Below are 14,928 nucleotides of genomic sequence, written 5' to 3'. Positions count from 1 at the left end.
GTCAGAACTATTGATCAATAGCGAACAGCAATCCTGTCTATAGCGCAAATGCTTATAGATAAATAACGCGGTTCGCATCACTCTAGGAGCCTGTCGGACTTAAGACTGTCCTACTGCGGTTGCGATAAATTGGTCTAAAAATTCCTGCTTCTTCGTCAAATAGCCCCGCTATTCTCCTCAGAAGCAGAAATTTTTATCCTCAATTTCTCGCAATCCTCGCTACGGACCCTTAAGTCCGACAGGCTCCCAGGCCAGCAAACCATACGCGGAAACCACTGAATTGGGGCAAATCGAACAATGACATACACCACATTTAACCGGGAACACTTCAATGCTACTCAGGAGCCCATGTTCTTTGGCCGTAATGTCAATGTATCCCGTTATGATGTCCAGAAATACCCGATCTTTGAGAAGCTGATTGAGAAGCAGCTCTCCTTTTTCTGGCGTCCTGAGGAGGTGGACCTCTCAACCGATCGCCGTGACTTTGCTGCGCTTCCCGATCATGAAAGGCACATCTTTCTCAGCAACCTGAAATACCAGACCCTACTGGACTCGGTGCAGGGCCGCTCACCGAACGTTGCCCTGCTGCCTATTGTTTCCCTGCCGGAACTGGAAACCTGGATCGAAACCTGGGCCTTCAGTGAGACCATCCACTCCCGTTCCTATACCCATATTATCCGCAATATCGTCACCGAACCGGCCCGTATCTTCGACGATATCGTGACCAATGAGGCGATTACCAAACGCGCCAGGGACATCACCCGCTACTACGACGCCCTGATCGAAGGTGTCAGCCTTTACCATCAGCTGGGTGAAGGTAAACACACCGTTAACGGCGAAGAAATCAACATCAGCATTACCGACCTGAAGCGCAGGCTCTACCTCACTGTGGTGTCTGTGAACGTATTGGAAGCGATCCGTTTTTACGTCAGTTTTGCCTGCAGCTTTGCCTTTGCCGAGCGCTCCACAATGGAGGGCAATGCCAAAATCATCAAATTGATCGCCCGCGATGAAGCTCTTCACCTGACCGGCACCCAGCATATCCTGCAACTGCTGGCCGATGGCAAAGATGACCCGGAAATGGCAGTGATTGCCCGTGAGCTGAAAGACCAGGCCAGGCAGATTTTTATCGACGCGGCAGAACAGGAAAAAGACTGGGCAGACTACCTGTTCCGTGATGGCTCCATGATTGGCCTGAACCGGGACATTCTTGGCCAGTACGTTGAATACATCACCAACCAGCGGATGGTTGCCGTCGGCTTTGAACCGGCGTTTGCCATCAAACAGAACCCTCTGCCCTGGATGAACAGCTGGCTTAACAGCGACAACGTTCAGGTTGCGCCTCAGGAGGTGGAGGTCAGCTCCTACCTGGTTGGACAAATAGACAGCGAAGTGCAGTCCGAAGATTTCAGCAACTTTTCGCTATAAGTCCTGCATTAAAAAACAGTGTAAGCAGTTCCGATACCCAACGTCCCATAGCCAGGCCTGTTTCAAGCCTGGCTGATACAGGCGAAACACCATGGTTCATATTGTTAAGATTCTTGAAGGCTTCAGCTTTATTCCCCGCAAAGAGCTGACGCTTCTGGAAGCCCTTGAGCAGGAAAACGTCGACATGGAGTATCAATGCCGTGAAGGGTTTTGTGGCAGCTGCCAGGTCACCCTTGTTGATGGTGAAGTCACCTATACCACCGACCCCATCGCCTTTATTCCGGAAGGAAAAATACTGACCTGCTGCTGCCAGCTGAACAGTGACGTCACCATTGAAATCCCGGGCGGGTGCAAAATGAAGAAACACAACTTGTAAGCCTGTTATTCCACCCTCATCAGCGGATCAGGCGCTTTGATTAATCCCCTCACACCTTTAAATTTGAACGTTAGCCTCTTTTTCTGGTCATAGTTATTAACCTCTGGTTTTATATTGGTCAGGAAAGCCCCATGCACCCTAACTCTATACGCCTAATCATTGCAGTCCCCTTACTGCTGAGCATTCTCAGTTTGTTCGCTATTGCTGACGCCACGCCACAGGCGTCTGGCATCACCGCTGAATGGACTGCGCCGCCACCCGCCAATTCCGGCATGGAGCCTGAACAAACGCCCGAATCCAATGAAAACGATCAACAGCAAACCGTTCAAAAAAGAACCGTAGACTACCGGGCCACCACTGAACTGCTATTGGAGCGTTACCCCTATGCCTTGATGAGCTATTTTTCCGAAATGGACGCAATCCTGACCTCCGATGATCCGGAAAAACAGATATTTGCTATTTTCAGGCTCTCTTACCTGGGCTCCAGACAGTTTCTATTCGTGGCGGACCCGGAAGCCATCCCTGAGCAATGGCAGCCCCATTTTACCAGCACCGCCGAGGAGAAACGAAAATCTGGCCAGACCCGCCACCAGATAATCGGCCAGGTCACTATCCCGGACTCGAACATCAAGGTCAGGGTATTTAAACTGACTGAAGACCCTTCATCCAACGCCCAGACCAAGAGCAAGATCGTTCTGGCCCTGGCCGGTGAAAAGTCCGATGAGGCTGTCCAATGCCTGGTTACCCAATCAAAACCCGCTCACCCCGGCAGCTCTCCCTGCTCTCTTGCGGTAAAACAGCTGCAGGATATCAGCGATCTCGCTGATTCCCTGAAAGATATGTATCCGGACCATTCAGTGGAGATAACCGGTTACTCCTTCAGCGGCGCTATTGCCCAGGCCGCCATGTCAATATCCGAGACCATTGAGCAAGCCTACATTTTCAACAGCTACGGTATTCACCCAAGCTGGTTGGCAGGTATGCCCGACAGCCGATTGGCCAGAATTCATCACTCCTATGTTGAAGGCAGCTTTCTTCATGGACAGGACTATAATCCGCTCAGCCGATATTCCCGATGGAAACTGCCGCCGAACAAGGTGGTGGTTGCCGGGATGAAGATTCCTTCCAGCGGGCTTGAACCCAACATACGACATATCTACCAGCTGAACCATCATGACAGCTGGCTGGACACCTTTTATAACTTTGTCACCAGCATCTGGATCTTACACTCCAAAGAGTCGGTTCTAAGGGCATTTGAGGCAAGTTTAAAGCTTGATCTCCCCTGGTAATTTCTTCAGACAAGAGCGTGAGCGGGACTGGCCAGTCTCCGGTCAGGCCGCCGCCCCTGGCCAGAACACTGAAATCCCTTGACCAACGACAGTTGAAGTGTAAAATGCCATACAATTTGTCAACCGGACTGCTTTTACCCAACAAAGAAGCTGACTGATTGACCAAAAAGAGTTAACCTGAACGACACTCACCCGGGATAAGGTTTCGATGACACTGCACATGAACCGTCAGTCAATCAAAAGAACAAGCAGAATCCTTATTACTGGTGCTAACCACTTTATCTGTATTGCAAAATAAAGCCCCTTGATCCAGGGGCTTTTTTTTGACTTGAAAATGACCAAAGGCGACAGGTATTACCCCCATGGGAAACAGGTTCTTTAACAGGAACATTATCTCCATAGCCGACCTTACCCGGGAAGATATGGAACAGATTCTTGCAGTGGCAGCTGAACTCAAACACACGCCACGCCCCGGTCTATTGCAGGGCAAAGTGATTGCCAGCTGTTTTTTTGAGGCATCCACCCGCACACGCCTCTCGTTTGAAACAGCCGTTCAGAGGTTAGGCGGCACCCTGATTGGTTTTGCTGACGGTGGCAACACCTCTGCCAAAAAAGGGGAAACCCTCGCGGACTCCATCAAAATCATCAGCTCCTATACCGATGCGGTGGTGATGCGCCACCCTCAGGAAGGTGCTGCCCGGCTGGCCTCGGAATTCTCCAGTGTCCCCATTATCAATGGCGGCGACGGCTCCAACCAGCACCCAACCCAAACCCTGCTGGACCTGTTTAGTATTCGCGAGTGCCAGGGTCGACTGGATAACCTGAAAGTCACCTTTGTCGGTGACCTGAAATATGGCCGGACGGTGCACTCCCTGGCCCAGGCCCTGACCCACTTTAACGCAGAATTTAATTTTATTGCCCCGGATGCACTGGCAATGCCGGACTACCTCCTGCAGGAACTGGATGAAAAAGGCATTCGGTGGCGTCGGGCGGAAAGCATCGAAGAAGTGGTTACCGATACAGATATCATCTACATGACCCGGGTTCAGAAAGAGCGATTCGATGAAACCGAGTATAAGCACATCGCCTCAAACTATGTACTGACCAATGAAACCCTGAAACAGGCACCCGCACACCTGAAAGTACTGCACCCGTTGCCAAGGGTTGATGAGATAGCCGTTGAAGTCGATCAAACCCCCCATGCCTATTACTTTGAACAGGCCCGAAACGGGGTATTTGCCCGTCAGGCGCTGTTGGCCCTGATTCTCAATGAATCCTTTGATGACCAGATGTGAGGAATGATCGATGAGTAACAAACTTCAGGTTGAAGCCATCTGCCAGGGCACTGTCATCGACCATATTCCGGCGGGACAGGGGGTAAAAATCCTTGACCGTCTTCATCTGCTGAACAGTGAAGCACGTATTACCGTGGGCTTTAATTTGCCCAGTAAAGCCCGGGGCTTCAAAGATATTATAAAAGTCGAGGGACGGATGTTTACCGAACAGGAGGCCAATGAACTGGCACTGTTCGCACCCAGCGCAACCATCAACGTGATTGATGATTACCGGGTGGTGGATAAGTTCACCATGGCCATTCCGAAAACGCTGAGAGCCGCGTTTGCCTGCCCCAACTCTAACTGCATTACGCATAATGAACCGGTGGCAAGCTATTTCTACCTGCGTCAGAAAAGTCATGATATCCAGCTGAAGTGCCACTATTGCGAAAAATCCTTCAGCAAGGAAATTGTGGCAGAACTCAGATAACGGCAAGAGGGCGTTCAATGGCAGATAAAGAGCGCCTTCTATTTCCGGCCTGATCAAACAACTGATTGAAATAAAAAATAAAATCCTTCCTTTCCCACCAATGTCTAACTTCCAGACACGGCATCTCTACCTATTATTAAATTTTCAGCCAGATGGTGGGTGACAACTATGAGTTCTTGTCCAATATCTAATTTTATCGGTAATCGCTGCATGCCAGACCCTGTAAGAGCGGAGTCTGTTGGGGAAAAGAACCAGAAATTTGCTGAAGAAGCCAGCTTTTTCACCGCCTTGTTCAAAAATCTCACGGTACGACCAGTGCCTGATCCTGGCTTGATGATGGTTCTTAACAAGCAGTGGCTGGAAAGGAAAAAAAGAAAAGTGTCCAAAAAAGGCAAGTCTGAACAATTGTGGCTGGGCAAGCGGGCGGATGATGAGCCATCTGGCGAGTGGGGAAAATTCGAGGACGATTGACCAGACCGTGTTAACTGCACGGCATCCCATTTAGCCGTCGCCGGATTTGCCTGGTGGAAAGACACTATTTCCATGATTCGCGCGAATCCGTACAGTTCGTTTGATTTGTCCATTAAATCGGCGCGATAATACGCCATGTCATTTACCGTGAAGATCCTCTCAAGGTTGCTCTCACGCTATACCATACCCACTCCCACCGTAAAGTGGGCATGGTATTAACCAGCTAACTTCTTCCTCGCCCATCTCTGCGACGATCAGGATAAAGATTGTATCCTTATAGCTGGCTCACCCGGCTGCCAATTGGTAAAGCCATTGTTCAGGACTGAAAGGAACGAGATTAAGGCATTGAGTGGTTTTCTAGGATTTTTTAAGAAAAGCAGCGCGAGTAAAGACGCTTCCCCTGAAAAAGGGAAGAAAGCGCTTTCCGGCAGCAAAAAACAGGCTGCGCATTCCAGAAACAACGTCAAATCATCAAAGCGTCCGAAGCGGACAAGCAGCAGAAAGTCAGACCGTCCTGCCCGGGCTCAGGAAAGCTGGAGTATTGATCAGTTCCAGGTAGCGCCTGACCCTGAAAAGACCCGCTTTCATGATTTTGCCCTGCCCGGCGAACTGATGCATGCGATTGCTGACCAGGGCTTCAAGTACTGCACACCAATTCAGGCAGAGGTGCTGGGCAGCACTCTGGCGGGTCGGGATGCGATCGGCAAGGCTCAGACGGGAACCGGTAAAACGGCAGCATTTCTGATCAGCACGATCAAGCAGCTGATTGACACCCCGGCACCGGATACCCGCTACCTGGGCGAGCCACGCGCGGTCATTATCGCCCCTACACGGGAGCTGGCGTTGCAGATCGGTAAGGACGCTGAAGCCCTGACCCAATACCTGCCGCTGCACGTTGTCACCGTGGTGGGTGGTATGGATTATGAGAAACAGCGTAAACGTATCGGCGAAAATTATGTGGATATTCTCGTTGCCACGCCCGGGCGCCTGCTGGACTACTGTGAGCGTAAAGACCTGTTTCTGGACCTGGTTGAAGTCATGGTGATCGACGAAGCAGACCGCATGCTGGACATGGGCTTTATCCCGCAGGTACGGCGTATTATCCGCATGACGCCAAGACCGGGAGACCGTCAGACGCTGCTATTCTCGGCAACATTCACAGATGATGTATTAAGGCTTGGAGAACAGTGGACCTGGAACCCGGTAAAGGTTGAGATTGAGCCTGACAGTGTGGCCACCGACACGGTGGAGCAAAAGGTTTACATTCTCTCATCGGAACAGAAGTTTCCCCTGCTGGTAAACCTGATTAACCATCACCAGCTGGAAAAAGTCATTGTTTTCACCAATCGCAGGGACCAAACCCGCAAGCTGACCGAACAGCTGCAAAAGGTTGGGATCAGGGCAGACCAAATCTCCGGCGAAGTTCCCCAGAACAAGCGCCTCAGGACTCTGGAAGATTTCCGCTCCGGAAAAATTTCAGTACTGGTGGCTACCGATGTTGCTGGCCGGGGCATCCACATTGACGGAATCAGCCATGTGATCAACTACAACCTGCCTGAAGACCCTGATGACTACGTCCACAGGATTGGCAGAACCGGGAGAGCGGGGGCGAGCGGAACCAGCATCAGCTTTGCCTGTGAAGATGATTCGTTCCTGATTCCGGATCTTGAAGCGCTGCTCGGGGATAAACTGAAGAAGGACTACCCACCGGAACAGCTTCTTGTTGATCCCCGAAACACTAAGCACCGATAAGCTAATAGAGCAGGCGAATGCTAACGATTCGCCTGCTGACATGGGAGAGAACAGTAATAATCAAAAGAAATATCGATCAAAAAAACAGTAAAATTTTTATAAAAAAATACGATATATCCTTTCAAGCATAAGAGTAAAACACATTCACTTAAACCCTTTAGGAGGAGAAAAAAATTTTTTTATTCTTCATCGAAATTTAGCCTTGCCGGATTAACGCTTTTCGATAAGAATCAAATATGAGTAACCCAAAAACAGACAAGGGAGCTGCCTATGGGACATGCCCTGGAAACCAGGCCAGAAAACTCACCCATCACAACCACCTACATACTGGACAGTAACGTCCTGATTCACGACCCTAACTCTATCCTCAACTTTGAAGAACATCAGGTAATCATTCCCATCACCGTTCTGGAAGAACTGGACAAACTCAAGAACGGCAAACAAACCATAGCCGCCGACTGTCGTCAGGCCATACGACTGATTGATAATATTCTGGGTACTGCAACACCTGCGGAGATAGAGCAGGGAGTCCCTATCCAGAGAAGCCACAGCAAGGAAACATCCGGCACACTCTCCATCATGATGAGTCATGCCGACGATAAAATCACCACACTCCCCAGCAGTAATAACGACAACCAGATAATTAACGACATCTGTCAGTATCAGAAAGCCCATCCGGACCGGCAGTTCATACTGGTCACCAAAGACATAAATATGCGCCTCAAAGCCCGGGGCTGCGGTATTCTTACCGAAGACTATCACAGTGACCAGCTGGTCAGTGATATTGGCTTACTGACCAAAGGTTATATCCATTATGAAGGCAACTTCTGGGACCGGGTCAATGAAGTAAAAACAGTACAGCTTGATGGTAAAACCATTCACACCCTGGATAAAAGTGAGTTTGCCGAAGAGTTGTATCTCAACAAGTTCCTTTTAGACGACCAGGGGTTTGTAGCAAAAGTCATTGACCTATCGGACGACCAGGTCAGTCTTCAGCACTACAGCAGAGAAAGCCTGATGCATCAGGAAGCCTGGGGGTTGAGACCCTTGAATATCAACCAGGCCATGGCCCTGAATCTGCTGCTTGATCCGGATGTGCATCTGGTGAATCTCAATGGTGCCGCCGGTTCTGGCAAGACCATTCTGGCCCTGGCAGCCGCCATTGAAATGACCATTGCCACGAAACAATACCGGAGAATTATTGCCACCCGTTCCACCCGGGGATTGGATGAAGATATTGGCTTCCTGCCAGGTACCGAGGCTGAAAAAATGGAACCCTGGCTGGGCGCTATAACCGATAACCTGGAAGCGCTGCACAATGATGACGAATCCACCAACAGCAGTGTGGAGTACATACTCGACCGGGTACCGCTGCATTTCAAATCCCTGAACTACATCCGTGGCAGGAGTTTCCAGCAGAGTCTGATCATCATTGATGAATGTCAGAATCTGACTCCCCACCAGATCAAAACCATCATCACCCGCGCCGGTGTCGGCAGTAAAGTGATCTGCCTTGGCAACCTGGCCCAGATCGACACCCCTTATCTGGCCGCCACCAGCTCCGGCTTAACCTATATGACTGAGCGCCTGAAGCATTTCCCCAATGGAGGTTCAATGCAGCTTCAGGGTGTACCAAGGTCACCACTGGCAGCGTACGCTGAAACCCATCTGTAGCTCATTCCTCTTCACGACAAAGCCCCGGATCGCCGGGGCTTTCTATTTATTAACAAATTGATCACACTCCTGCTTCTTAAAGTGATAGCCATTATCAATGGACATGATAGGTCTTATTAACCCATTCAACCCTATTAAAGAAACGCTCCCTGCTCTACTATTGTCATCATTATCTTAAGCTTGAAAAATCAGGGAGAGTTGAATGCTGCTCGTTATTTCTCCAGCGAAAACCCTGGACTATGACACACCACCCACAACAAGAAAATTCACTCAGCCAGACTTTCTTGACCAGTCCGCCCTACTGATTGAAGAGCTCCTTGAATTAAGCCCGGCAGCGATTGGCAGCCTGATGAGCATCAGTGATAAGCTGTCCCAGCTCAATGCCGCCCGTTTCCAGGCATGGTCAACACCGTTCAGTCCGGATAATGCCAAGCAGGCGGTACTGGCCTTCAAGGGGGATGTATACACCGGTCTCGACGCAGAAACACTGAGTGAAAAGCAGCTGTCATTTACCCAGAAACACCTGCGAATTCTCTCTGGCCTTTATGGCCTGCTTCGCCCGCTGGATTTAATGCAGGCTTACCGTCTGGAAATGGGCACGCGATTTGCCAATCAGCGGGGGAAAGACCTTTACCAGTTCTGGGGAAGCAGGATTACAGAGCAGCTGAACAACGAGCTGGCCAGTCAGAAGAGCCAGGTACTGGTCAACCTCGCGTCCAATGAATATTACAAGTCTGTTCAGCCAAAGCAGATTAATGGCCAGATTATTACGCCGGTATTTAAAGACTGGAAGAACGGTCAATATAAAATCATCAGTTTCTACGCCAAAAAAGCCCGGGGCCTGATGTGTCGCTATATTATCGACCATAATATTGATCAGCCAGAAAAAATGAAAAGTTTTAACTATGAAGGTTATGCCTTTAATGAGGCCATGTCCTCGGATAAAGAGTGGGTTTTCACCCGGGAAGGGGACAGGGCAGAAAATAAATAAAAACGCCGGTCAGCTAAATAAAGCTGACCGGTAACAATTTCCTCCTGCTGCCGATATCACTAACAATATTACCGGCCAGCCTACTTAATTATGTTCAAACTACCCAGAAACCCACTTTGTCACCAAGCGCCAGGAGTCGGGGGTTCAGGCCCTGTCCACACCAATTATGAGCCAACGCCAAAAGAGGCTGAGGCACCGGTTGGTAGCCATAGAGGCAGGAAAATTGAAAATGCCGATACCACAAGCTACTTGGCGGAACAGAAAAGCGTGGTAACCGGTGCAGACAGTCCATCGCCGCTAAAAACAGAAGCGACCCAGGTACCCGCTCATCACACGACGGGTTTAAAAGAGAATAAACCGGATAGCCAGGCTGCAAAACTTTTGCAGCAACGGACTGATTTACTGCAACGGGCAGACAGTGTTCTTGGTGCCATTAACGCCAGGAAAGTCGTCGGTATTTCGCTGGAAGCGCTGGAAAAAGCTCAAGCTAATAGCCCTGAGCAGGTGCTGGCAATGCTCAGGAGTATGGAGTTCCCGGCTGGCCTTAGCGTTAAAATCACCCTTAAGTCTCAGTCCGAAAAACCACTGAGCCTGATACCCCCGGGCGATGAATTGGAGAACCAGAAGAATCTTGACCAGTTAATGGAAAAAACCGTAGAGGCCCTTAAGCGTCAGCAGCATACCAATACAGAAGCAAGTGTCAGTGAAGCCGAAGAAATAAGACAGTCCCTCGTGCGCAACGATAACGAGATTGCGGGCAGGGAAACCCTGGGCCAGGGTGAAGGCGCACAGGCGTTTGACAAGCTCAGTAACAGAAAGTGTGCAATCACCGTTCATCATCGAAACCCCGTTGAGAAAAGCTATGTCGAGACCAGGCACCATGATACAAGCGCCCGGCCAGCAACAGAGGAAAGTTCGGCTATCACTGCCAGAGAAGATTCTCCGGGTATTGAGAAAGGTAATGGTCACCCTGAAGAGCAAGACTTAACCACAACAACTTCTTCCGGTGCACAGAAGCCAGCTGCCCCCATAGTCACCGATTCACCTGTAAACACTCAGCCTCCACCTCCGGTTTATCCCGTACCACTGCCTTTAGTGAGTTCGCAAACCGTCGTTCCACCTCCGCATGAAGAGGCCGAACCGGCTTTACCAAAGAGTGAACAGCAGGCTACTGACGCAGTCGCGCAAAGCTCTCCACTTATTCAGGAGACAGAACAAGAAAGCACTCCCGCAGCTGAACATACAGAGAGTATGCCAACAGAAGAAGACCTCGCTGTCACCGAGCCCGTTTCAGCTCTGAAAAAGCAAACTGGCACCGTACCAGACAGCGCAGAAAGTCCGCAGGAAACAGCGCCCATTGATAGCCTCTCCCCCTTGCCAGAAACCATGACAGCACCATCCCTCGCCCGGGAAGAAATCCGGGAAACAGCCTCTATCCCGGCAGAGCAATCCGACGTTCAGCCAACAATGACGCTGCAACAGGCAGAGCCGTCAACTGACCCGAAAACGGAACAGACGGCCAAATCGCAAGCCCGACAGCCAGAAAAACAAGAGAACTTGCATGCAGCACTGCTCAGAGAGCTAAAAAATAGACAAAGGGAACTAAAATCAACAAACCCAAACCAGCCAATCGAAGGCAATAGCACTCAAACCAGTGACAGACTTTCACCCAATGACGATACGGCAAACACACCAAAAGCCTCTCGGCCCGGGAGTCACCCCGAACTCATGGCGGAATTGACCAAAAAACTGGCCGACAGAAGACCCAAAACACCGGAAGAAGTTGACACTCTGGATAGCAATGTTGCCAGGAAATGGGCTCAGACGGCGGAGAGATTGGAAAATAGCCACCTTCCCTTTATCGATGAACTGATGGAAAAAGTAGCGGCAAGAAAGAGCGCTATGGAAGAAACAGCTCAGCCCTCCCAGTCGGGACTATCATCCAACGGTTACAAGCCTGCTGAAACAACGGTTTCCTTTCCACCGTTCCCTGCGGCGGATGAGTTACCGGCCGGGCAGAGAAGCTCTTCTCAGACGAATAGCAAGGCAACCAATAACATTGCCGTACCAAAGGGCGAAACGAAAAACACATCATCCGGTAACAAGACGTTTAACGATGCCCGGTTTAAAGCAGAGTTGGAAGCCGCCGTGGCAAAGATGCTGAGAAGAAGTTCAGATACCATGGATGCTGACGACATCACAGACTCGTCCGTATCTGATGACCAGCTCCCGGAGGATGTAACCGCTGACCTGAACAACATAAATGCCGCCCTCTCTCCAGAAGAACCGGGAGAAACCGCTCAGCCAATTTTGAACAATGATGCCACAACGCCATTGGCTCCCGCTGCACCACCAGTACCTCCACCAATATCCCAGGAAATATTGTCCGCCAGGACCAGGAAGGCTCCGGCATCAACCAGCACTGCTCAGGCCAATAGCCCGGACAACGCAAACAAAACGGAATCAGGTAACGGAGCTAAAAGCAAGCCATCAAACCAGGGCTTCTTTGGCAGTGAGACATTCAAAAAAGCTCTGGAAAACGCTGCTACCGCCATGGATAACAAGCGTCAGAGCAGCGACAAGGATATTGAGCAACAAATCCAGGAGGCAAAAAAAGAGGCAAAGGAAAAAGCAGAGCAGGCACCCAACCCCAATGATCTGTTTGCTTCTCTGAGAAAGAGATTGTTTCCAATCATGCAAGCCAATAATGGTAAAGACAAAGAAGACGATTTTAACTAAGCACCACACATTCCGGTGAGTTCAATGTAACCTGGCTGACTGGTAATGTCGCCTTTAGGCGATAACGTTCCCGTATCTGTCATGCCTGCGGGGTTCTTTGAGCTTTATGATCATGAAAATGCAGTTATAACCCAATGGCACTGACTTAAGGTCTCAGCCCTTGATGATTCAAGGCTTACTCGGAAAGAAGCGACTGGGTAAGGGATTTTCCACCCATCAAAACATTAACCTTGTTCATGCGACAGGTGGCCAGTGACACCAAATCATTAATATGTTGGACATCATAGGACAGCATATTGTTGGAAATCGACCCGGTCGGTCGAAGCCATGGGCCGTTAAGAAACAGCCAAAACCGCATAAAAGGCTCCAGCATTCAAGGTCGCAGGCACGCAGACTCAAGAAATACCAAGGGAAGTGAGCTTAAGTCAGTGCCATTGGTATATATACGTCGATGACAGCGGGTGGCTGCACATCGGGGCCAAAAAAGGCGGGCGCTTGGGTCAGGTGGATTTCAGGTTCTTACATCTTGAACCGTTATAGTGGTCGCCTTCACACCACATTTACATGGCTCTGCTCTCTTTACTTAATTTCGATCACTCATCTACTCAACCCACTCATACACATGGAAACGCTCGTTGTCGTCTGTGACCAACATGCGGTTGCCGTATATCTGGGGCTCAGAGAAACGTTGACTGGTTAGCTCTTCCAGAACCTGAGCATATTCAACACACTGGCTATTAATATTGAAGCGACCAATCACCCGGTTGTCTGCCTTGAAGTACAGTATGCCGTTATCCAGAGTCTTTAAGTGTGGTGATACCGTGCCTACTTCCAAGCCTTCATATTCACCAGACACTTCCTTTTGGGACAGCAACTTTCCAGCGACCGGATCAATGCACTCATAAAAATACTCTTTCTCACCGAAGGCTTTACTGGCACTGGAAAAATTATGAAGCAGTCCAGTTTTCGGTTCTTTGAAAAAAAACAATGATCGATGCGAAATCTCCCAAAGGCGCTCTCCAGTATCTGGGTTTAGCCCCCACATAAAACGTAACCGGCGATCACGCCTGCCCCGTTGCTTGATTTTTTTCTCCAGGGATACAGAAAGTACACTGTCGTATACACGGATAGGCTCGTTGGCAGTTTTGACACCTTCAGGTAAGTCGATGTGCCAGAGGGTTTCGCCTGTGTCAGGGTTTAGGCGATATAATTTATTATTTTCCTTACCCCCGTAAAACACGCCCTCTTCGGATTTTTCCTTATAACCTAATACAAGAGATGGGTCAAACTCCCACAAACTTTGGCCTGTTTCTAAATCGAAATATCGAATAATACTTGAACTTTTAGGACCTGTAGATAACGCTACATCGGTAGAACAAAATAATCGATTATCAGGTAAAACCCAACAATCTTCCATCTCACTGTCAAACTGCGCACTCAGCATGCCATTGTCAAAGCGATAGATCATCTCTCCTCGCTCCTTTTTTGCTATAAGAAAGAGTTGGCCATCTACAATCTGTTGAATATGTGCTTTTTCTTCAATATCGGACTGGTACTTCAGATTAAATGTAAATCCATCAAGGACCATAAGGTTTCTGCTATCGTCAATATAATGGATGTCACCATTATGTACTTTTGGATACCGGATGACGCTTACGGGTTTGTCAGATTGAAATTGATGTTTCCACATAGCCACCTCCGCTAAATGATTTTAAAAATGTCATCAAAGTTTGCTGTAAGTTTATTGAAAAGAACTTCTCGATCAGAAATTTTCTCGAACTTATTGAAGTCAATGCTTGAGGTATCCAACTTTTTCAACTCCGCCAGCAGCTGCTGCCTATCCTCACCCGTAAACACCTTTTTCCCCAGCGCCTTTCCTTCAAAATGCCACCGAATCTGATCAAGACTGCTCACATCTCCATTGACAAGGTCCCGGGTAAATTGCTTAACAAAATCACCCGGAGGTAGCTTTCCGATCGTCTTGAATTCATAGAAGGTTGTATAATCATCAGCGTCGGTCACTTTAATATCAATCCGCCCACTGCCACTGTTCACCGGCACTTCAAACTCCAGCAGTGCATCACGGAAATCATCCCGCTTGTTACTGATTCCCCGCAGCACCCAACCAGCACCGACGCTGATGTTACCACCACCATGATTAAGGTCGCCAATCAATCGATCGATATTTTTGAAAGCTGTGCCATTACTGACCAGATCGTTAAGGCCATCTACTACTTGTTTGGTGGCTTCAGTTCTGGCACCTCCCTTCTGGTAGGATTTCAGCAGCTTACCTAATTGTACCTCCGTGATCCCTGCCTTGTTCAGCAATGCTTTCTTTTTTAATAAGCTGGCGACGCTTTCCAGCGTATCAAGATCTTTGGATAGCTGTGGAAAGTCATGATCATCCAGGAAGTTCCATGCTGTCGCCAATTCAGGTTTATTGA

The 14,928-nt window shown here is 49.3% G+C and carries 12 protein-coding genes; 10 read left to right on the top strand and 2 right to left on the bottom strand.

All coding sequences use genetic code 11. The features are described 5' to 3' along the window. Positions 1-297 precede the first annotated feature (297 nt). From nrdB to ACO6UY_RS10460, 10 genes are all read left to right on the top strand, one after another. Positions 298-1,428: a class Ia ribonucleoside-diphosphate reductase subunit beta gene (nrdB, locus tag ACO6UY_RS10505; RefSeq protein ID WP_422450023.1), complete on the top strand. Its 1,131-nt coding sequence runs from the start codon at positions 298-300 to the stop codon at positions 1,426-1,428. Positions 1,429-1,519: 91 nt separating this feature from the next. Further along, entirely contained in the window at positions 1,520-1,804 is a 285-nt protein-coding gene (yfaE, locus tag ACO6UY_RS10500; RefSeq protein ID WP_422489853.1) for a class I ribonucleotide reductase maintenance protein YfaE, read from the top strand. A 131-nt stretch (positions 1,805-1,935) separates the two neighbouring features. Then, positions 1,936-3,093, top strand: coding sequence for a hypothetical protein (locus ACO6UY_RS10495; RefSeq protein WP_422489851.1), 1,158 nt, complete (start codon positions 1,936-1,938; stop codon positions 3,091-3,093). A gap of 362 nt (positions 3,094-3,455) precedes the next feature. After that, positions 3,456-4,388: an aspartate carbamoyltransferase gene (gene pyrB / locus ACO6UY_RS10490; protein ID WP_422460383.1), complete on the top strand. Its 933-nt coding sequence runs from the start codon at positions 3,456-3,458 to the stop codon at positions 4,386-4,388. 10 nt (positions 4,389-4,398) lie between these two features. After that, positions 4,399-4,857, top strand: coding sequence for an aspartate carbamoyltransferase regulatory subunit (gene pyrI, locus ACO6UY_RS10485; RefSeq protein WP_101747838.1), 459 nt, complete (start codon positions 4,399-4,401; stop codon positions 4,855-4,857). A gap of 159 nt (positions 4,858-5,016) precedes the next feature. Then, the gene (locus tag ACO6UY_RS10480; protein WP_422450020.1) at positions 5,017-5,328 is read left to right on the top strand and encodes a hypothetical protein; all 312 of its coding nucleotides are present in this window, start codon (positions 5,017-5,019) and stop codon (positions 5,326-5,328) included. Positions 5,329-5,673: 345 nt separating this feature from the next. Next, positions 5,674-7,080 carry an ATP-dependent RNA helicase RhlB gene (rhlB, locus tag ACO6UY_RS10475; RefSeq protein WP_422450019.1) on the top strand — a complete coding sequence of 469 codons (1,407 nt, stop codon included), beginning with the start codon at positions 5,674-5,676 and terminating at the stop codon, positions 7,078-7,080. Between the two features lie 270 nt (positions 7,081-7,350). Continuing rightward, on the top strand, positions 7,351-8,754 hold the full coding sequence (locus ACO6UY_RS10470; protein ID WP_422460387.1) for a PhoH family protein: 1,404 nt from the start codon (positions 7,351-7,353) through the stop codon (positions 8,752-8,754). A gap of 202 nt (positions 8,755-8,956) precedes the next feature. Then, positions 8,957-9,745 (top strand): peroxide stress protein YaaA, encoded by a 789-nt coding sequence (gene yaaA, locus ACO6UY_RS10465; RefSeq protein WP_422450017.1) that lies wholly within the window; start codon positions 8,957-8,959, stop codon positions 9,743-9,745. A 90-nt stretch (positions 9,746-9,835) separates the two neighbouring features. Then, positions 9,836-12,484: a hypothetical protein gene (locus ACO6UY_RS10460; protein WP_422489849.1), complete on the top strand. Its 2,649-nt coding sequence runs from the start codon at positions 9,836-9,838 to the stop codon at positions 12,482-12,484. Between the two features lie 601 nt (positions 12,485-13,085). Here the strand turns inward: ACO6UY_RS10460 and ACO6UY_RS10455 are convergent. Together ACO6UY_RS10455 and ACO6UY_RS10450 are read right to left on the bottom strand one after the other, a co-directional pair. Continuing rightward, on the bottom strand, positions 13,086-14,174 hold the full coding sequence (locus ACO6UY_RS10455; RefSeq protein WP_422489847.1) for a PQQ-binding-like beta-propeller repeat protein: 1,089 nt from the start codon (positions 14,172-14,174) through the stop codon (positions 13,086-13,088). Between the two features lie 11 nt (positions 14,175-14,185). Beyond that, the coding region (locus tag ACO6UY_RS10450) for a hypothetical protein (RefSeq protein WP_422489845.1) at positions 14,186-14,928 on the bottom strand (743 nt) is incomplete at its 5' end.

Origin of the sequence: Endozoicomonas sp. ALE010, from assembly GCF_049310165.1 — a bacterium.
Lineage (GTDB): Bacteria > Pseudomonadota > Gammaproteobacteria > Pseudomonadales > Endozoicomonadaceae > Endozoicomonas.
This window is presented reverse-complemented; position numbering and strand designations above follow the sequence as displayed.